Origin of the sequence: Acetobacter estunensis (assembly GCF_019083805.1) — a bacterium.
GTDB classification, from domain to species: domain Bacteria; phylum Pseudomonadota; class Alphaproteobacteria; order Acetobacterales; family Acetobacteraceae; genus Acetobacter; species Acetobacter estunensis_A.
This window is the reverse complement of sequence record NZ_JAHRDV010000004.1, coordinates 23,731-41,782: the sequence shown is the minus strand read 5'-3', so window position 1 is coordinate 41,782 and position 18,052 is coordinate 23,731. Positions and strand designations below refer to the sequence as shown.

17 protein-coding genes and 1 pseudogene are annotated in these 18,052 nt (G+C 61.1%); 13 read left to right on the top strand and 5 right to left on the bottom strand.

Annotated features, from left to right (window positions below; translation table 11 throughout):
- Window positions 1–131: 131 nt before the first annotated feature.
- Complete coding sequence (locus KUA11_RS06420; RefSeq protein ID WP_217409546.1) at window positions 132–1,805, top strand: DUF6119 family protein; 1,674 nt, start codon at window positions 132–134, stop codon at window positions 1,803–1,805.
- A gap of 292 nt (window positions 1,806–2,097) precedes the next feature.
- Here the strand turns inward: KUA11_RS06420 and KUA11_RS06415 are convergent, their stop codons facing one another.
- Complete coding sequence (locus KUA11_RS06415; RefSeq protein WP_217409545.1) at window positions 2,098–2,637, bottom strand: hypothetical protein; 540 nt, start codon at window positions 2,635–2,637, stop codon at window positions 2,098–2,100.
- Window positions 2,598–3,179 (bottom strand): Fur family transcriptional regulator, encoded by a 582-nt coding sequence (locus KUA11_RS06410; RefSeq protein WP_254454734.1) that lies wholly within the window; start codon window positions 3,177–3,179, stop codon window positions 2,598–2,600. Before KUA11_RS06410 ends, KUA11_RS06415 begins: the two co-directional genes overlap by 40 nt.
- A gap of 50 nt (window positions 3,180–3,229) precedes the next feature.
- Between KUA11_RS06410 and KUA11_RS06405 the strand changes: the two genes are divergently transcribed.
- From KUA11_RS06405 to KUA11_RS06390, 4 genes and pseudogenes are all read left to right on the top strand, one after another.
- On the top strand, window positions 3,230–4,114 hold the full coding sequence (locus KUA11_RS06405) for a metal ABC transporter solute-binding protein, Zn/Mn family (RefSeq protein ID WP_217409544.1): 885 nt from the start codon (window positions 3,230–3,232) through the stop codon (window positions 4,112–4,114).
- Window positions 4,111–4,881, top strand: a complete 771-nt coding sequence (locus tag KUA11_RS06400) for a metal ABC transporter ATP-binding protein (RefSeq protein ID WP_368040948.1) — start codon at window positions 4,111–4,113, stop codon at window positions 4,879–4,881. Before KUA11_RS06405 ends, KUA11_RS06400 begins: the two co-directional genes overlap by 4 nt.
- A 1-nt stretch (window position 4,882) precedes the next feature.
- Window positions 4,883–5,656 (top strand): annotated as a pseudogene (locus tag KUA11_RS06395) (metal ABC transporter permease); the annotation flags it as partial.
- 103 nt (window positions 5,657–5,759) lie between these two features.
- Window positions 5,760–6,116, top strand: coding sequence for a hypothetical protein (locus KUA11_RS06390; RefSeq protein ID WP_217409542.1), 357 nt, complete (start codon window positions 5,760–5,762; stop codon window positions 6,114–6,116).
- Between the two features lie 17 nt (window positions 6,117–6,133).
- Here the strand turns inward: KUA11_RS06390 and KUA11_RS06385 are convergent, their stop codons facing one another.
- Both KUA11_RS06385 and KUA11_RS06380 read right to left on the bottom strand, forming a co-directional pair.
- The gene (locus KUA11_RS06385) at window positions 6,134–6,937 is read right to left on the bottom strand and encodes an aminotransferase class IV (protein WP_217409541.1); all 804 of its coding nucleotides are present in this window, start codon (window positions 6,935–6,937) and stop codon (window positions 6,134–6,136) included.
- Window positions 6,934–8,247, bottom strand: coding sequence for an anthranilate synthase component I family protein (locus KUA11_RS06380; protein ID WP_217409540.1), 1,314 nt, complete (start codon window positions 8,245–8,247; stop codon window positions 6,934–6,936). The genes KUA11_RS06385 and KUA11_RS06380 overlap by 4 nt, the downstream gene beginning before the upstream one ends.
- Window positions 8,248–8,401: 154 nt before the next feature.
- Here KUA11_RS06380 and pstC point away from each other — a divergent pair, with 154 nt between their 5' ends.
- The 7 genes from pstC (at window position 8,402) to pstS (ending at window position 14,890) form a co-directional block, all read left to right on the top strand.
- Complete coding sequence (pstC, locus tag KUA11_RS06375; RefSeq protein ID WP_217409539.1) at window positions 8,402–9,406, top strand: phosphate ABC transporter permease subunit PstC; 1,005 nt, start codon at window positions 8,402–8,404, stop codon at window positions 9,404–9,406.
- Entirely contained in the window at window positions 9,403–10,284 is an 882-nt protein-coding gene (gene pstA / locus KUA11_RS06370) for a phosphate ABC transporter permease PstA (RefSeq protein WP_217409538.1), read from the top strand. Before pstC ends, pstA begins: the two co-directional genes overlap by 4 nt.
- A gap of 5 nt (window positions 10,285–10,289) precedes the next feature.
- Window positions 10,290–11,081 carry a phosphate ABC transporter ATP-binding protein PstB gene (pstB, locus tag KUA11_RS06365; RefSeq protein ID WP_166318346.1) on the top strand — a complete coding sequence of 264 codons (792 nt, stop codon included), beginning with the start codon at window positions 10,290–10,292 and terminating at the stop codon, window positions 11,079–11,081.
- A 13-nt stretch (window positions 11,082–11,094) separates the two neighbouring features.
- A complete protein-coding gene (gene phoU, locus KUA11_RS06360) occupies window positions 11,095–11,802 on the top strand; it encodes a phosphate signaling complex protein PhoU (protein ID WP_166318349.1) in 708 nt (235 codons plus the stop codon).
- A gap of 8 nt (window positions 11,803–11,810) precedes the next feature.
- Window positions 11,811–12,527 carry a phosphate regulon transcriptional regulator PhoB gene (gene phoB, locus KUA11_RS06355; protein ID WP_217409537.1) on the top strand — a complete coding sequence of 239 codons (717 nt, stop codon included), beginning with the start codon at window positions 11,811–11,813 and terminating at the stop codon, window positions 12,525–12,527.
- A 72-nt stretch (window positions 12,528–12,599) separates the two neighbouring features.
- A complete protein-coding gene (locus tag KUA11_RS06350) occupies window positions 12,600–13,751 on the top strand; it encodes a sensor histidine kinase (RefSeq protein ID WP_217409536.1) in 1,152 nt (383 codons plus the stop codon).
- A 116-nt stretch (window positions 13,752–13,867) separates the two neighbouring features.
- Window positions 13,868–14,890 carry a phosphate ABC transporter substrate-binding protein PstS gene (gene pstS, locus KUA11_RS06345; RefSeq protein ID WP_217409535.1) on the top strand — a complete coding sequence of 341 codons (1,023 nt, stop codon included), beginning with the start codon at window positions 13,868–13,870 and terminating at the stop codon, window positions 14,888–14,890.
- Window positions 14,891–15,027: 137 nt separating this feature from the next.
- Here the strand turns inward: pstS and KUA11_RS06340 are convergent, their stop codons facing one another.
- Window positions 15,028–16,476, bottom strand: a complete 1,449-nt coding sequence (locus KUA11_RS06340; protein WP_217409534.1) for a glycosyltransferase family 2 protein — start codon at window positions 16,474–16,476, stop codon at window positions 15,028–15,030.
- 198 nt (window positions 16,477–16,674) lie between these two features.
- Here KUA11_RS06340 and KUA11_RS06335 point away from each other — a divergent pair, with 198 nt between their 5' ends.
- On the top strand, window positions 16,675–17,985 hold the full coding sequence (locus KUA11_RS06335) for a DUF763 domain-containing protein (protein ID WP_217409533.1): 1,311 nt from the start codon (window positions 16,675–16,677) through the stop codon (window positions 17,983–17,985).
- The last annotated feature ends 67 nt before the right edge of the window (window positions 17,986–18,052 follow it).

The following is an 18,052-nucleotide window of genomic DNA, read 5'->3' as shown; positions in this document are numbered from 1 at the left end:
TTATTGATTTAAAATGGAGTCAACATACTTAGGCATACCAATCGTCGGTTCTAGGCTTCAAGAATTAGCGGAAGAACTTTGCTGACGGGCGTTTGGTGAGTGAAATTAGAGATTACTGAGAGAGAATTTTCATGACCGAGAATATTCAGAAGCTTTCTATCCGCCTGCTGAAGGACGGCATCGAGCCTGACGATGCCCTTCGCGAGGGAGTCGATCTCAGGGACTGGCAGAGGATAGAAGGGGCAAAGATTGCTTTGGATACTATGGGTGGTACCCCGCCGAAATGGGCAGGTTTTCTAAATCTATCCGACGATGAAAAGAAGAAGGTGTGGAATAACACCGCCTACGGTCTGGTGTTTTTGAACACCTCTGGCCGTTGGTTTGCTGTATCGTTCGGCATGGGCCATGTGAAACTTGACCCGGCAAAGTTCGAACAAGACTTCGGTCTCCGTGTCGTCCTAAATTCTGTAGACGAAGCGCAGCTGAAGAGTGCTGATGTCAGGACGCCGGATGAGAACACCCTATCTCGACGGAGCCAGACGAGTCGCGGCTCCGACCAGTCTGCCTTTGCGATCGACGTCGAACGCGACATTATTCGCGGGTTGGCAGGCACCCCTAAAGAGAAGGATTTCGCAACGCGTGTGGCGGGTAGCGATGCATTGTCCATGGATCGGCGATTGAAGGTGACGGATCTTCCCAAAGCATGCGACGACGCTCTCACCATGTATGCCAAGGATGACTACAAGCAACATTTCAATTGGGTCGACCAGATCAAACACGTGCGCCAAGCTGATCTGATCAAGAAACTGGATAAAGTCGCAGCTCTCAAACTTGAAGCCGTGATTGGTGGAGCTGATCCGGATGGACTACATCTGGCTTTCCCTATCATTTACGACCCGGAAAAAGGGGCAAGTATTCGTTACAAGGGATTCCGCAGTAAGCTTATATTTTCCGACCTTGACCTCAGCGGTTATCTGAATGCCTTATATGATCAAGAGGTGACGAGCTTCGATGCTGATGATCTAAAAAAGCACTCTGTGCATGAGGTGGACGAATACGGAAATGACTGTGGGAAAAGCTGGAAAATTAATGAATGCCTTGTCCTTGAAGCGGAGGTTGACGGGCACACATATGTTCTCTCCGGAGGGCGGTGGTATCAAGTAGCTCATGACTTCGCGACGCAACTCGTTAAGTTCTTCGATAATTTAAAGAAAGAAGAACTGCCAGATGCTTTGCCTGATGAGAACGAGGAGAAATATAACTCACGCCTGAAAGCTAGTGAAGTTGATCTCCTCTGTCTTGATCGAAGACTTATCAAGCCCACTGGCTGGGTCACAACCATGGAAGCTTGTGATTTCCTCGACAAGAAATCCCGTATCATTCATGTCAAGGATAAGACGTCCTCTTCACGCCTCAGTCATTTGTTCAATCAAGGAATAGTTTCAAGCCGAGTCCTGATAGTTGATGGAGCAGCTCGCGACTTGATCAGGGGCAAGATTAACGAAGTCCAAACTGAAACCGGGCAAACAGATTTCGTAGATATCATTCCAGGTGATGGAGGTAGTTTTCAATCACGGAATTATACCATTGTCTACGCTGTTATCGGCACCGGCAATGAGCCTAAGCTCCCTTTCTTCAGCTTAGTGACACTCCGTCAAGCTATCCGCGAACTTACAGCTCTGGGTTATCAAGCAGCATTCTCCTGGATCAAAAAACCAGCTTCTGTAGGTGTAAAAGCGGTCAAGTCGGCTGATAGTGAGCAAGATGAAAAAGCCGTTATTGATAAAGATGGCGAGACTATATGAGCAGTGATGGATTCATCGTGGCGGAGAAGCATCAGTATTAAGCCCCTACGCTGCAGTTTCTGGCGCGTCCGGATGACGTCTCTTTCCCAAAAGAGGCTCTGCGGTAAGCGTGTGGTCCTTACTCAGGACCGCACGGTGTGCGCGCCTTGCCGGCTGGATCGGCTTCTCCACCTCACCAGTCGGGTTTTCTCCTTCGAGGGCTGCTCCTTAAGCTCGTGAAGGGATCGAATCCGAATAGCGGAGAAGAGCTGTTCAAAGACCCAGATGACCGACATGAGGGCGAAACCAGCCCTCACACCCCAACCAAAAAGTACCCTCGTCCCCCCGGCTCACTGGACCCATCCGGGTCCAGCTCCATCACATCTCGCACCAACTTCCGCCGCAGCCTGAACAGCACCACGCGTCCTTCCGCGAGCAGTTCCTCATCCAGATCCGCCAGCCATCGCAGCGCCGCTCCGGCCTCGCGTAGCAATGGCGGGTCCGCGCGATCCGGCAGTAGCCCATCTTCCAGCAATCGATCTGTCAGGCTCGGGTCCGTCACGCCGTAATAGAGCCATGTGTCCACGGTTGCGGGTGTCGCGGTCTGGCGGAACTGGTGCAGTGAAACGGGAGAGAGCGGAAAGCCGACCGGGCGGCTGATCGTGCGTGGCGGCGGTGCGCTGAACAGGTCCGGCTCAGCGGGCGGCGTGGTTTCAGCCGTAACAGGCTTCTGCACCCGCGGGCGCGCAGGTGTGGGCGGTTGTTCCGGAAAGGGGAGCGGCAGTTGCTCCCGCTTGGACCGAAGGCGGCCCATCAGGCGCGGGTGGGTGCCGCACCGGCGCAGCGGGCGCACACGCCTTCAATCTCGATGGTGGAATGTGTCATGCGAAATCCGGCCTTGCGTGAGGCCGCGACAATGGCCGCGAGAATCCCGGCATCCTCCAGTTCCGTCACCTGCGAGCATTCGCGGCAGATCAGGAACTGACCGGAATGAAGACATTCCTCGCCTTCTTCATGCGCGTGCAGGCCGTGATCGTGTTCCAGCGTGTGCAGGCACGGCACGAAGGCGGACAGGCGTTCGATCTTGTGGATCAGCCCGATCTCCAGAAGAAAGTCGAGCGCGCGATAGACGGTCGGCGGGGCGGCGCCGTCATGAAGGGTGCGAAGCTGCTCCAGCAGATCATACGCCCCCATGGGCCGCGCCGATTCCAGCATCAACCCGAGCACCTGACGGCGCAGGCTGGTCAGCTTCATGTTCTCGCGGGAACAGAAGTCCGTTGCGCGGTCGAGCAGGCGTTCCGTGCGCGGCGGAAAGCGGTGGGTGTCGGTGGCGGCTGTCATACGGGCTGCATCGTAGGCCAAGGTGGGCGGCGTGCCCATACCTGCCTGTTGCATCGCGTCCATTTGACGATACAATATAACATATCATCGAAAAGAGTGACGCCATGTTCCTTTCGCGCCGGACCGTTCTTGCTTTTCTCGGGGCGCTTGCCCTGCCAGTTGCCGCGCAGGCCGCCTCGCAGCCGCTTCCCGTTGTGGCGGCGGAGAGCGTGTGGGGCGATATCGCCGCCAGTGTCGGCGGTCCGCATGTGAGCGTGACCAGCATCATCCACACGCCTGACATCGACCCGCATATGTTCGAGGCCTCGCCGTCTGTGGCGCGGGCCATTGCGGGCGCGGGCATGGTGATCGTCAACGGCGCGGGCTACGATTCGTGGATGGACCGTCTGGTGGCGGCCAGCGGTCACACGCCGCCAGTTGTCTCGGCAGCGCAGGCGGCGGGCTGGAAGGACGGAGACAATCCGCATCTGTGGTTCGATCCGGCGGTGGTGCGGGCGACTGTGGAGCGGATGGCGGATGTGCTGGCTCAGGCGCAGCCGCAGGACGCGATGGAGATCAAGGCCTATCTCGCCACGTTCGAGCAGGAACTTGGAAAGATCGATGCCCGCATTGCGGCGCTCAAGGCGAAAGTCGGTGGGCTGCATGTGGGCGCGACCGAACCGCTTCCGGGCCGTCTGACGGACGCGCTGGGTATGATCTCGGATGAAAAGGCGTTTCAGCTTGCGGTCATGAACGAGGCCGAGCCGGCGCCTGAGGACGTGGCGCGGTTCGAGCGGGATCTGAAGGACAAGCACCTGAACCTGCTGATCTATAACGAGCAGACCACGACGCCGACGGCCACGCGCCTTGTCGAGATCGCGCGCAAGGCGGGCGTGCCGGTCATGGGGCTGTCCGAGACGCTGCCCGAAGGGCTGCACTGGTTTGGCTGGATGAACCGCACGCTCGATCAGATCGAAGCTTTGCTTGTCCCGGTTGCGAAGGCGCGGTGACAGACACACCCGCCATTGTCTGTGAAGGCGTGACGCTGGAGCGGGACGGTCGGACGGTGCTGGCGGATGTCAGCCTGACCATCCCGCAGGGGTGTTTCGTGGGCCTGTTCGGCGCCAATGGCTCCGGCAAGACCACATTCCTGCGCGCGTTGCTCGGCTTGCTGCCGCCCACGCAAGGGCACATCACCGTTATGGGGCAGCCGCCCGCGCAGGTGGCGTGTCATGTCGGCTATATGCCGCAGGTCCGCACGCCCGCTGGCGCCAGCCTGACGGGCTATGACCTGCTCGGCTCCGGTATCAGGGGTGATCGTTGGGGGCTCCCGTGGTTACGGGCCTCCGATCGCGCCGCCATTGATGAGGCACTGGAGGCTGTGGACGCCACCGTCTTTGCGGCGCGCAGACTTGGGGAGCTTTCGGGCGGGGAGCGACAGAGGCTGCTGATCGCGCAGGCACTGATCGGCAATCCGCGCCTGCTGCTTCTCGATGAACCTCTGGCCAGTCTCGATCCCGTGCGGATGCGCGATGTGGCCGAGCGCATCGGAGCGATTGCCCGCGCACGAGGCATGACGGTGATCTGTTCCGCGCATGACCTCAACGCTCTTACCGGCGTCATGGACTCCGTGCTTTATGTCGCACGCGGTCACGCCCGCCTCGGCCCGGTGGACGAGGTGGTGACGAGCGCGAGCCTGAGCGCGCTCTATGGTGCGCCGGTGGAGGTGTGCCGCTCCCCTTCGGGGCGGATTCTGGTGGCGGCGGACGGTCTGTAGGATGCTGGAATACGAGTTCATGCGGACCGCGTTTGCGGCGTCCGTCTTCGTGGCGCTGCTGGCCGGACCTGTGGGCTGGTTTCTGGTGCTGCGCGGGCAGGCTTTCGCGGGGCATGCGCTTTCTCACATCGCGTTCGCAGGAGCGGCGGGCGCTGTGCTGGCCGGGTTCTCGCCGTTGCTGGGGCTGTTCGGCGCGGCGGTGGTCGCGGGCGGCGCGATGGGCGCGATCGAGGGGCGGGCGAGTGCTCAGCGGGATGTGGCGATCGGGCTGGTGCTCTCGCTGGCACTGGGGTTCGGGGTGCTGTTCCTGCATCTGATGACCCGCTCGGCCTCGGTGGCTAATGCCCTGCTGTTCGGCAACGTGCTGGGGGTGAGTCCCTCCATGCTCGTCTCGCTGGGCGTCTTTGCTGTGGGCGGTGTAGCGATGCTGGCGGTGATGTCGCGCCCGCTGCTGTTTGCGTCGCTTCAGCCGGAACTGGCGGAAGCGCGGGGCGTGAAGCTGCGGCTGTTGTCCATGCTGTTCCTGATGCTTGTTGGGGCCGCCACGGCGGAATGCGCGCAGATCACGGGTGTGTTGTTGGTCTTTGCCTTAATGGTAGGGCCGGGTGCCGTAGCGCACCGTCTGGGGCTTTCGCCGCTTGCCGGACTCGTAGGATCGGCGGTGTTTGCCTTGGCCGAGGCATGGGGCGGGCTGGTGCTCTCATGGTGGACGGACGCGCCGGTTTCGTTCTGGATCGCGCTTCTCGGGGCGGTGGCCTATGTTCTGTCCGGTGTGCGGATCGGGCGTGGGTTCCCTGCGTCCGCGTGCCTTGCGGCAGGGCGGGAAAGCTGGGACAAGCCGGAGAGGCAACAGGCCAGCACAAGAGGGACGGACAACGATGCGCGGAATGCTGTGGCGTGTGGGTGGAGTGGCTCTGCTGGCGGGTATGATGGCAACGCCGGTTCTGGCGCAGAGTCTTCCCGGCGGCGGGGAGGATGACAAGAAAGCCGCTCCGGACATGCAGGCGCTTTCAAAGCATTTCAACGCCATGCGGGTGCGCAAGGATTACAGCTACATCCAGCGTCCTGTGGGCGACAAGGTGGTGGAGCAGCCCGATATCGATCGTCTGATGTTCTGGACTAAGGACGGTCGTCCGGATGGATATGCCCAGCGGCGCGGTGACAGCGTGATCTACTATGACGCAGGCGGTCGGGCCGTACGCGTGCAGCATCTGGCTCCGGGGCAGGCGGACTGACAGCCGCCCTTCGCGGTTTATCCGAACAGAAAGCTGCGCAGCGCGCCCTCACGGGCGGCGTCCAGTCTCAGTTCATGCTCACCGATGGCGGCGACAGCCTGCACGGACAGTGCGGTCGTGAGCCACGCGGCTTCCACCTCATCCAGACGGGCCAGCGGGATCGTCCGCTCACCGCACAGCCCCGCTTCCAGCAGACGTGCGCGGGAGATGCCGGGAAGGGCGCCGTCTTCCACCAATGGCGTCACCAGTTCGCCATCCAGCAGCAGCACGATGGTGGCGGCGCTGGCTTCCGCGATCACATCGCCGATGCCGGGCAACAGCGCGTCATCGAACCCGGCCGCCACGGCTTCCATGCGTGCGAGGACAGCAGGCAGATAATCCAGCGATTTCACGCTTGAGAGGGGTGCGCTTCCGTCGCGGGTGAAGCGGCTGATGCCCAGTCGCAGCGGAGCGGTTACGTCGCCACTATGGGGTGCGCAGGTCAGCAGCACGGTTGGAGCGGGAGGATTGGGAGGCAGCAGGCCGCGTGGACCGCAGCCGCGTGTGACGGTCAGGCGCATGGAACCAGCGGTTATGTGGCATACTGCCTGTAGCGCATGGATTGCCTGCCGAATGGTCTCGCGGGATGGGGGAGGAAGCTGGAGCACGCCGCAGCCGCTCTCCAGTCGGGCCAGATGGCGCTCCAGTTGTGGCACCTCGCCCCCCACCAGCCGCATGGTCTCGAACAGGCCATCTCCCAGCAGAAACCCTCGGTCGGTCGGATCGATGCGGGCCTGACCGGCGGGAAAGAGGTGTCCGTTGAGCCAGACCATATCCGTCATTGAGCAAAAACCTTCAGAAGAGGGGCGGCCTTGAGCAGCATTTCGTCATATTCCCGTGCGGGGTCGGAAGGCCATGTGATGCCGCCTCCCGCGCCGATGGCCAGTCTGTCGCCGGTGCGTTCCATGCTGCGGATTACCACGGAACTGTCCATGTCACCGTCCCGCCCGATGCGGAACAGGGTGCCGCAATAGGCACCCCGTGCAGATGTTTCCACCGCATCGATGATCTCCATGGCACGATGCTTGGGCGCGCCGGTCACCGATCCGGGTGGCAGAGTGGCGCGCAGCAGGTCTTCGGCTGTCAGGCCGGCGCGCAACCGGCCCTGCACGCAGGATACGAGATGATGGAGATGCGCAAAGCGTTCCACTTTGCAGAGCTGTGGAACGGAAATGGAGCCGATCTCGCACACACGGCCGATGTCGTTGCGCATCAGGTCCGTAATCATCAGATTTTCGGCGTTCTCCTTGGTGTCCGCCGCCAGAGCCGCCGCCAGATGCCGTGTTTCCGTGTCATCTGCACCGAGAGGGGATGTGCCCTTGATGGGCCGTGTCTCCACGATTCCGTCTGTGGAGAGGGAAAGAAAGCGTTCCACGGAAGCGCTGAGCAGCGAAACCTCTGGCGTGCGGAACCAAGCCCCGAAGGGCGCGGGGGACGCCGTGCGGAGAGCCTCATAGGCCGCATGTTCATCGAAGGAGCTTGGTGCGTGCGCATGCCAGCGCATGGTCAGGTTGGCCTGAAAAATATCTCCCGCACCGATCAAGTCGATCACATCCTGCACGCGGACGAGCCAATCTGCGCGGCCCATGTCGGGTGAGAATGTCAGGGGCGAAAAGGCAGCGGGCGACGGCAGTGAAGTGGTGGCGGGTAGATCGCCGATGGCGAAACAGCGCTGCTCCTGTCGGTCGAAGGCCAGCAGATCGGCACAGGAAAAAGCAATGAGGTCGGGCGTCGTGCTGTGATGGCGGGAGGTTACGTTCTCCAGCGTCAGTCCCGCCCCGTAGGAGGCCAGTCCGATGAGACCGCCGCGAAAGGGAGGTGGTCCTTTCGGGGGCAGAGGAAGGGCTAGACGCATGTCGCGCAGATGCTCCCATGCCGAGCCAGTGACGGGTGTGCCGTTGCGCCAGAGCTGTTTTCCTCGCCACACCAAGGTCTCACGGGGGCGCGGGCAGAGAAAGGACCACCGGGCGCGGGGCGCATCGGCCGCGCCTCCACTGTCAAGAAAAGCCATCCAGGGCGCTGCGGCATACGCACGCAACGCAGCCTGCGGCGGGAGCCACGCATGGGGCCGCAGGAGAGGAATATGGGTCATGGAAAGGCGTGCATACACCGCGTGGACCGCCCCGTGTATGGGTGGAACGCACGCGATGAAATAAAAATGTCACGGCCTCGGAGGGGGCGCGTGGTTGCCGCCGGGTTTGCCCTTAAGTAATGGTCCCTTCGCGTCAGCAAGCGGAGCGCCTTTCATGGAGACAACATCGCAGACGGTGTCCCCGGCGGCGAGGGTAATCGGCGACGAGCATGGACCCGAAGCCGGCGATGGCCGTCGGTTCGATACGGATATCGTGTTCCGCTGGTTGGTGACGGCAGCGGGAATCGGCGTTCTTCTGCTCCTCGGCGCGATCATTCTGGTCATGGTCGTGGGGGGAATGAAGGCGATGACGGCGTTTGGGCCGGCGTTCCTTTTCACGTCCGTCTGGAATCCGGTCACCCAGCATTTCGGGGCGTTGGCTCCGGTGTTCGGCACGATCGTCACCAGTCTGATCGGACTGATTCTGGCGGTGCCCTTGGCTTTTGGCGCTTCATTCTGGCTTACGCAGATGGCGCCAGCACGGGTTGCGGCTGGCGTGGGCATGGCGGTGCAGCTTCTGGCGGCAGTGCCTTCCATTATTTTCGGTATGTGGGGCTTTTTCGTGATCGTGCCCCTGATGGCGCATTACGTGCAGCCCACGGCGCGGCACTGGTTCGGCCATGTGCCGGGAATCGGCGCGCTGGTGCAGGGGGCGCCGTTCGGCACCGGTCTGCTGACGGGTGGCCTGATCCTCGCCGTGATGGTGATGCCCTTCATCACGGCGGTGATGTGCGATGTGTTCGCCTCCATTCCGCCCGTGCTCAAGGAGAGCGGCTTCGGCCTTGGGGCTACGCGCTGGGAAGTGATGCGCAATGTCATCCTGCCGTGGTCGCGTTCGGCCGTGGTGGGCAGTGTTGTGCTGGGTATGGGCCGCGCGATGGGCGAGACGATGGCGGTGACGTTCGTCATCGGTAATTCCAACCGCATCGGCTGGTCGCTGTTTGCGCCCGGCAACACCATTGCCTCGCTGATCGCCCTTGAGTTTCCCGAGAGTCCGGCGGGCAGCCTGAAGCTGTCCTCTCTGATGGCTCTTGGCGCGATTCTGATGGTGCTCTCGTTTCTAGCACTCGCGGCCTCCCGCGTGTTGCTGGGGATGTCGAAGAAGGGAGATGGCCGATGAGCGAGGGAAATGGTTCCATTCGCGATGACGGCTGGAAGGTCAACGGCACGCTGGCCATGCGGCGGCGCCTCATGGATCGGCTGGCCACGGTTCTCAGTCTTCTGGCCACATCGGTCGCGCTGATAGCGCTGGGTTCCATCCTATTCACGCTGGTCGTGCGCGGAGTGGGTGGTCTCTCACTCATCACATTCACACATTCCACGGCGTCTCCCGGACAGGAAGGCGGTCTGGCCAATGCCATCGTGGGCAGTCTGATCCAGACAGCGATGGCCATCCTGATTGGCGCGCCGGTGGGCATGTTGTGCGGCATCTATCTCTCGGATTATGGGCGCGGCTGGCTGGCCAGCACCACGCGCTTTGTCTCTGACATGCTGCTGTCCGCGCCCTCCATTCTCATCGGCCTGTTCATCTATCAGCTCGTGGTGGTACCCAGCGGGCAGTTTTCCGGCTTCGCAGGGTCGCTGGCTTTGGCCATCCTCGCGCTGCCGATTGTGGTGCGCACGACGGAGGATATGCTCCGGCTCGTGCCGATTTCCCTACGTGAAGCGGGGATTGGTCTTGGCGCTTCGAAATGGCGGGTGATCGTGTTCATCTGTCTGCGGGCCGCGAAAACAGGCGTTCTGACCGGTATTCTGCTCGCGGTGGCCCGCGTGGCGGGTGAGACGGCGCCGCTGCTGTTCACATCGCTGGGTAATCTGGACTGGTCCGTCAGCCTCACACGGCCGATGGCCAGCCTGCCGGTGACGATTTACCAGTACGCCGGCTCGGCTTTCGAGGACTGGGTGCAACTGGCCTGGACGGGTGCGCTTCTGGTGACGCTGGGCGTGCTGTTCATCAATATTCTGGTGCGGATCGGTTTCGGCCGCAAGGGAGCGTAAGGCGCATGATCGGGCAGGCAAGTCAGGAGACGAAAGTGGCGGAAAAGCCCGCGATTGCCGTGCGCAATCTCGATTTCTACTACGGCGACAACAAGGCGCTGCGCAATATCACGATGGATTTCCAGCGCCGCAAGGTGACGGGCATGATCGGTCCGTCGGGCTGTGGGAAGTCCACGCTGCTGCGCGTTCTCAACCGGATGTATGATCTTTACCCCGGTCAGCGGGCCACGGGCGAAGTGCTTTTTGCCGGTCGCAACGTGATCGGCTCAGGGGTGGATATCAACCGTCTGCGCGCGCGCGTTGGCATGGTGTTCCAGAAGCCCACCCCTTTTCCGATGTCGATCTATGACAACATCGCGTTTGGCGTGAAGCTGCACGAAAAGCTCTCACGTTCGGAGATGGACGCGCGCGTGGAGGATGTGCTGCGGCGCGTGGCACTGTGGGGGGAAGTGAAGGATCGCCTGAAGGCATCCGCCACGGCGCTCTCGGGTGGTCAGCAGCAGCGTCTGTGCATTGCCCGCACCATCGCCACGCGCCCCGAAGTCGTTCTGCTCGATGAGCCGACGAGTGCTCTCGATCCCGTTTCCACGGCGCGTATCGAGGAACTTCTGGACGAACTCAAGAAAGAGTTCACGATTGCAATTGTAACGCACAATATGCAGCAGGCGGCACGCTGCGCGGATCAGGTGGCGTTCTTCTATCTAGGTGAACTGGTGGAAATGGACAGCACCGACCGGATGTTCACCGCGCCGAAGGAAACGCGGACGCAGGATTACATCACCGGCCGGTTCGGCTGAGGGGAGTGGGGCGATGACCGAGGCGACGCATACCGTAAAGAGCTACGAGCAGGAACTCGAACATCTGCGCAGCCTCATGAGGCAGATGGGCGGACTGGTCGAGCGCCAGACAGCTCAGGCCGTCAAGGCCATTGTGGATGGCGACGACGAAGCCGCCATCGAGCCGCCCGAGCTTGATCCTGAAGTGGATGAACTGGAGCGCGAGGCGGAAGCTCTGGCGATCCGTATCCTTGCGCTGCGTTCGCCCATGGCGGTCGATCTGCGCACGATCGTTGCGGCTCTCAAGATCACGGGCGATCTGGAGCGCATCGGGGATTACGCTTCTTCTATCGCTCGTCGGGCCATGAAGCTGGACATGGAAGGCGGTCCGTCGCTCGTGGGTCTGCGCAGCATGGGGCGTCTGGTGCAGGACAATCTGCGTCGCGCCATCGATGCGCTGGCCAACGAAGATCGGGATGCCTCGGTGGCTGTGTGGCAGGCGGACGCGGCCGTGGACGAACTCTACACGGCGATGTTCCGTGAACTGATGACGTACATGATGGAAGATCCCCGCAACATCGGCACCTGCATCCACCTGATGTTTGTTGCGAAGAATCTGGAGCGGATCGGCGATCACACCACCAATATCGCCGAGCGTGTCTATTATGCCGTGACGGGCGAGATGCTGCCATCCGTTCGTCCGCGTGGGGGACGTGGAAACATGGCCTCCCTCCAGTCCTGAGAGAGCTTATGTCGGGAAGTCTGGTCGGAAGCGGACTGCGTGTGCTGGTGGTGGAGGACGATCCTTCGCTGCAGGTCATGCTGCGCTACAATCTTGAGAAAATGGGCTTTCAGGTCGAAGTCGCCGCCGATGGGGCGACGGCGATCGATTTGCTCGGGTCTTATCGTCCTGCATTGGTTCTGCTGGACTGGATGCTGCCGGGCGGTCTGAGCGGTCTTGATATATGTCGTCGCCTGCGAGCCATGCCGGGTGGGGGAGACATCCCTGTCATCATGATGACAGCGCGCTCGGAAGAGGCGGATTCCATTCGTGGACTGGAGACGGGCGCGGACGATTATCTGGTCAAGCCGGTCAGCATGGCGTCGCTCGAGGCGCGTATTCGTGCGCTGTTGCGTCGTGCGGGCGGTTCGACCGTTGAGGATGTGCTGCGGTTTGAGGACATCTCGCTCGATCTGGTGAAGCATCGTGTGACGCGGGGGGACCGCACGCTTCAGCTTGGCCCCACCGAGTTTCGTCTGCTGGAGTTTTTCCTCCGCCGTCCAGGGCGCGTGTTCTCGCGCGAGGAGATTTTGCGGTCCATCTGGGGTGAGAACATTCACGTGGAAGTTCGCACGGTGGACGTTCACATTCGTAGGCTTCGCAAAGAGATCAATGGCGCCGGCGACAAGGATTTCATCCGCACTGTCCGATCTGCGGGCTATGCGCTGGACAACGAAGACGCGTGACATGGCTGCGCTGTCCTTCTTTTCAGAGGTGGACGTGTCGGTAAAAGAGCGGAGCGAAAGCCTCCGCACGCGATGAGCACAATGCTTCTCACGGCCTGTGTGGCCACCGGGTGGCTGACAGGCAGTCTGTTCGGCTGGTCGTTCGGATGCCGCCGTGTGACGGCCCGAAAAGCGCGTATCCGCCGTGAAGAGCGGCGTGCGCCTGTCGTATCGATGGAAGTGCTGCTGGACCTGCTGCCGGACGCCGCCGTGCTGCTGGATGGGCATGGCGCGTTGCGTTTTGCCAATATCGAAGCGAAGGCAACCTTCGGCGAGGCTCTGGGCACGATTGTCCGCTCGCCCGGCATGTTCGCAGCCTTGAAAAAACTGGATGGGGTGACGTTGCAGGCCAGCGGTTCGCTGGTGATCGAGGTGCCGGTCCGGCGCGTCGTGCGCGTGGCGGTCCGGCTGCTTCCCGATGCTCTGACGACGGGGCCTGCGCGTGTTCTGGCCATCTTGAGCGATCATTCCGAGATGGACGCGGTGGAGCGGATGCGGGCCGATTTCGTGGCCTATGCCAGCCATGAACTTCGCACGCCGCTGGCGGCTCTGAGCGGGTTCATTGAAACCCTGCGTGGTCCGGCGGCAGATGATCCACAGGCGCAGCAGCAATTTCTGGGGATCATGGCCGATCAGGCCGCGCGCATGCAGAGACTGATCGAGCAGCTTCTGGAACTCTCACGGGTGGAGATGCTCGAGCATCGCAAACCACGCGGACGGATCGAAGCGGCGTCCGTGATCGAGCGCGTGTGTGAAGAGACGGCGGCTGCCTGTACGGCGAAGGGTGTCGTTCTGGATACGGCGTACGAGCCACTCAGTGTGGCGGGAGACGAGGAGCAGATCATCCGTGTTCTGGTCAATCTTGTTGAGAACGCCTTGAAATATGCAAAGGTGGAGGCACGCCCGCTTCGTATTCGTGTCCGGATCGAGGCGCAGACGCAGCATGGGCGTGCGGGAGTGGTCTTCGTAGTGGAGGACGATGGCGCGGGAATCGATACCGCTCACCTGCCGCGTCTCACGGAACGGTTCTACAGGGTGGAAGGACGTGGGCGCACCGGTGGCGCGGGGTACGGGCTGGGGCTGGCCATCGTGCGACACATCGTGGACCGCCATGGTGGCAGTTTCGAGATCGACAGCATCGTGGGGAAAGGGACGTGCTGTCAGGTCTGGCTGCCGGTTGCCTGAGACAGCCTCTGTCATGAAGACATCATTTTCCCACACAGGACATGTGCGTTAGGACAGGCGGGCGATGCGGGCCGCGTATGCGGTTCCGCATGCCTTTGTGTTGTCGGAGAATCAGAATGCTGACCGGAAACCGCTTTCTCGCCGCCCTGCTGCTGACGGCCGCGCCGCTCGTGATGCATGGTGCTCACGCCGCCGAGATCACGGGCGCGGGGTCGAGCTTTGCCGCGCCGATCTATCAGGCCTGGGGGGACGAGGCGAAGAAAGCCGTTGGAATTTCCCTGAACTACCAGAGCGTCGGGTCGAGCGCAGGCCAGAACCTCGTGTCGGCCCGTACGGTGGACTTCGGCGCTTCTGACGCTCCGATGGCGCCTGCCAAGCTGACCTCGTCGTCACTTTACCAGTTCCCGACGGTGGTGGGTGGCATTGTGCCCATCGTCAACATTCCGGGTGTTGCGTCCAATACGCTGAAGCTGGATGGTGAGACGCTGGCGAGCATCTATCTCGGCACGATTTCAACGTGGAACGATCCGAAGATCGTGGCCCTCAACCCGGGCGTGACGTTGCCGGATCTGGCGATTGCGCCGGTTCACCGTGCGGACGGGTCGGGCACGAGCTTCGTGTTCACGTCCTATCTTTCCAAGGTCTCCTCCGCATGGAAAGATCAGGTGGGAGCCGCGACCTCCGTTCAGTGGCCGGGTGGCGCGGGCGCGCGTGGCAATGACGGTGTGGGCGCTTCCGTGCGCGCCACCGAAGGCGGTATCGGTTACGTCGAATATGCCTATGCGCGTCGCAATTCTATCCCGACCGTGCAGTTGCAGGACAAGGATGGTGAGTTCGTGACGCCGGAAACCGCGAGCTTTGCCGCAGCGGCGGCTGGAGCCGATTGGGAGCACGCACCGAACTTCGCGGTGGATCTGCTGGCGCCTGCTGGCAAGAACGCATGGCCGATCATGTCTGCGACATTCGTTCTTGTGCCGATCAACCCGAAGGATCCAGCACGCGGCGCTGCGGTGTGCACGTTCTTTGCCAACGCGTTCCGCACCGGCGATGCCACGGCTCAGAAGCTCGACTACGTGCCGCTGCCTGAAACGGTCAAGCAGCAGGCTGTTTCCGGGTGTCCCACGAAGGGTTCCAACTGATATAGGAATGGACGAAGGAAGAGGGGCGTTTTGTCCCTCTTTCCATAAGGCCATTACGAAAGACCCCGCCCGGTTCTGCCAGGCGGGGTCTTTGCTGTTCGGAGTAATGTTCCCGACCGTCAATCAGGAAGCGGGTATCAGATCCAACTGATGATCCGCCCTTCGCTTGAGCGGCTTACATCGTTGCGACAGCCGTCAGGCAACGCTGCGAGAGCCAGGACAAAATCATCGTAAGTGAGGCGTCCTGCGTTCTGGCGCAGAAACTCGAAAAATTCGTGCCGGTTTTTTACATTATGAGGGGAGGCCAAAAGAAGAGGAGTTTCGACCGATTTCTCGATCAAGGAACACTCTTCCCATTCCGCTGCGGTGTCGCGATTCGCGTCCACGACATTACCGGCTTCCGGTGGTGGAAAGGCGATGTATTTCCCGCCATCTTCCCGGCGTAGATGCCAGCGGTTCTTGGTGCTTGATGGCACGAGGAGATAGTCCAGCGAACAGCGGAATCGACCATCATGGCGGAGACGGAATGGCGTGGGCGAAATGTGCCCATACTGCTCCACGAACAGATAGATATGCTGCGAATCTTCAGCGTAAACAGCGCCTGTCAGTGTTTGGGTTGCATCCGTATCGGCATCGGAAGATTGCGTCACATGACCTTCGGGATGATCCAGAACCAACGGGATCTGTGCGTGCGTCTGGATGCGGTAGAGACGAGCGGCGTTGCTGGTCGTGGGTGTGGCAAATCCGTGATGCGTCAGTCGCTGGAGATAGTGATTGGCGCAGGCTATGCGAATGGTCGCAATAATTGCGCCGGCGCGCTCAATGAATTCCTTGCGCTCGGGAGCATATATGTCGTTACGGTTGAAGTAATTCCAGTAATCGGTTGAGTCGGAGAGGTCGGAATTGATGCGCCGTCGGATACGATCGACATAGTTTTCCATGGAACGCAGGATGTAGTGATTGATGCAGGCTCCTTCCCAGAGAGTATCGTGGATAGAGCCACGCCATACGAGCGGTCGACCCAAGGCGTCCGCATAGCGTTCATTTTTCAGAAACAGACGATGAGGCGTCTCGTATTCATAAGTATAGTCTTCAGGACGGATAAAAGCCTTGCCCAGTTCGCAATCCCCCATGTCAGGGGTGCAGTGAAAAGTATAGGCTTCATAGGCGGGGCGGCGGCTCTTGAGCACACGGGTGCCGGAGCCATAAATACGCCAACTCAGGCCGACACCATTGTAATCCGCGAATTTTGAAAAGAAGGCGCCGAGATTTTCATCGCGTTCGAGAGAGACATATTCGTCTCCATCGAGGCATCCGATCCAGTCATAATGACCGGTAGCTTTGCGGCATGCGTCCTTGTAGCAATCGGCCTGCCGCCAGTAAAAATCGGGGGTCTTCTCGGGATGGGTGCGGGCCAGTTCGATATCGTAGAGAGACGCTGCGGCCTGAAGGATTTCCCAGGTTCCGTCCGTGGAATGATCGTCGTAGATGAAGAGGCGATCCGCGCCCAGCGCCAGATGCCAGGCGATCCAGCCCGCGATGTCCTGAGCTTCGTTTTTTACGAACAGGGCAATTGCTATCTTCACGTTGCGTTCCTGTGAACCATGTCAGTATCCAACTCACTGACGACAAAGGTGTATATGGGACGTCGCGTAGGAGACAGCGGCGCAACGCCTGTGAGGACTTTCCCTATAGCGTGCCTTTCGCGTGCTGTGAAACAAAGGGTAAAAGCCGCATAGCGGGATAAGGGACGCATCCGTTCACGCAAACCGGGAGGTCGGGTTATGACACGTCGGGCTGGAAGTGCCGATCTGCCCCTGCATGGCGGTCGTGTGCCAATATGGCTGGCTCAGCGGATGAGCACACTCGGCGCCGTCATCACACAGGCCATTGTGCATCATTATGGACGTGAGGAGTTTCTCCGGCGTCTGGCGCATCCGTTCTGGTTCCAGTCCTTTGGCGCCGTGATGGGCATGGACTGGCATTCCTCTGGCATTACCACCAGCGTCATGGGGGCGCTCAAGCGTGGGCTGGAGCCGCTGGCAGGGGAACTGGGACTGCATGTTTGCGGCGGCCGAGGACGTCACTCGCGGCGTACGCCCGATGAATTGCTGGCGGTGGCGGAACAGACCGGATTGGATGGCGCAGCACTAGGGCAGGCCAGCCGCTTGGTGGCCAAGGTGGACAGCGCGGCGGTGCAGGATGGCTTCGATCTTTATCTGCACAGTTTCGTTGTCGCGGACGATGGCGCCTGGGTGGTCATTCAGCAGGGCATGAACGGTGAAAGCCGGTATGCCCGGCGGTATCATTGGCAGTCGGAAGGGCTGGGCAGTTTTGTCTCGGACCCACACAGTGCGATCGACGGCAAGCCGCGGGGCAATATCGTCAATCTGGCGGACCGACGGGCCGAAGGGGCGCGCAGCGCACAACTCGAACTGTTGCACGATCTGGGACCGGACCGGATCGCCCGGGAGGTTGCGCGGTTGCGCGGCTGCGATCATCAGCCGCAGCAGGGGATGCTGCCGCATCTGGTCATGCCCGAACATCATGATGTACGTTCGGGCGATGTGATGATCCGCAGGCTGCACGGTGCATTGGCGGCGGCAGCGGATCGAGGACCGGCAGATTTTCAGGATCTGCTTCTGGTGCCCGGTGTGGGTGGGCGCACTGTGGAAGCGCTCGCCATGGTGGCGGAGGTCGTGCATGGCACGCCCTGCCGTTTTGCCGATCCTGCCCGTTTCGCGATGGCGCATGGGGGTAAGGACCGGGAGCCATTTCCTGTGCCGACAGCGGTGTATGACCAGACGATCGCCATGCTCAAGGGTGCGGTCGAGCAGGCGAAGCTGGGCAGTGAGGATCGCTTGGAGGCCATACGCAGACTGGACGTGCAGGCCCGCACGCTGGAGCGGTGGGTATCGGGTCCATCGCTGGAGCAGCATATGGAATCTGAGCGGAGTGCTTCGCACGCCTATGGTGGCCGCAGTGTGTTTGGATGGGAGCCGCCTGCAAGAAAAGCGGTCGTGAAGAAGTCGGCACCGGCTCGGACCGTTGAAGGTCGTCGCAAGCGTCCGCCGCGTTTTGCTCTGACCCCCTGAAGCGCCAGCAGATCCAATCCAGCGAAAGTGGCGAAAGGGATTGGCGGTCGTCCGAAATGATGTGACT

Excerpts from the sequence above, each read along its gene's own strand:
- KUA11_RS06420 (WP_217409546.1), top strand. The coding sequence starts at position 132 with ATGACCGAGAATATTCAGAAGCTTTCTATCCGCCTGCTGAAGGACGGC.
- KUA11_RS06410 (WP_254454734.1), bottom strand. The coding sequence starts at position 3,179 with ATGCAACAGGCAGGTATGGGCACGCCGCCCACCTTGGCCTACGATGCA.
- KUA11_RS06405 (WP_217409544.1), top strand. The coding sequence starts at position 3,230 with ATGTTCCTTTCGCGCCGGACCGTTCTTGCTTTTCTCGGGGCGCTTGCC.
- KUA11_RS06390 (WP_217409542.1), top strand. The coding sequence starts at position 5,760 with ATGCGCGGAATGCTGTGGCGTGTGGGTGGAGTGGCTCTGCTGGCGGGT.
- KUA11_RS06385 (WP_217409541.1), bottom strand. The coding sequence starts at position 6,937 with ATGACGGATATGGTCTGGCTCAACGGACACCTCTTTCCCGCCGGTCAG.
- KUA11_RS06380 (WP_217409540.1), bottom strand. The coding sequence starts at position 8,247 with ATGACCCATATTCCTCTCCTGCGGCCCCATGCGTGGCTCCCGCCGCAG.
- pstC (WP_217409539.1), top strand. The coding sequence starts at position 8,402 with ATGGAGACAACATCGCAGACGGTGTCCCCGGCGGCGAGGGTAATCGGC.
- pstA (WP_217409538.1), top strand. The coding sequence starts at position 9,403 with ATGAGCGAGGGAAATGGTTCCATTCGCGATGACGGCTGGAAGGTCAAC.
- pstB (WP_166318346.1), top strand. The coding sequence starts at position 10,290 with ATGATCGGGCAGGCAAGTCAGGAGACGAAAGTGGCGGAAAAGCCCGCG.
- phoU (WP_166318349.1), top strand. The coding sequence starts at position 11,095 with ATGACCGAGGCGACGCATACCGTAAAGAGCTACGAGCAGGAACTCGAA.
- phoB (WP_217409537.1), top strand. The coding sequence starts at position 11,811 with ATGTCGGGAAGTCTGGTCGGAAGCGGACTGCGTGTGCTGGTGGTGGAG.
- KUA11_RS06350 (WP_217409536.1), top strand. The coding sequence starts at position 12,600 with ATGAGCACAATGCTTCTCACGGCCTGTGTGGCCACCGGGTGGCTGACA.
- pstS (WP_217409535.1), top strand. The coding sequence starts at position 13,868 with ATGCTGACCGGAAACCGCTTTCTCGCCGCCCTGCTGCTGACGGCCGCG.
- KUA11_RS06335 (WP_217409533.1), top strand. The coding sequence starts at position 16,675 with ATGACACGTCGGGCTGGAAGTGCCGATCTGCCCCTGCATGGCGGTCGT.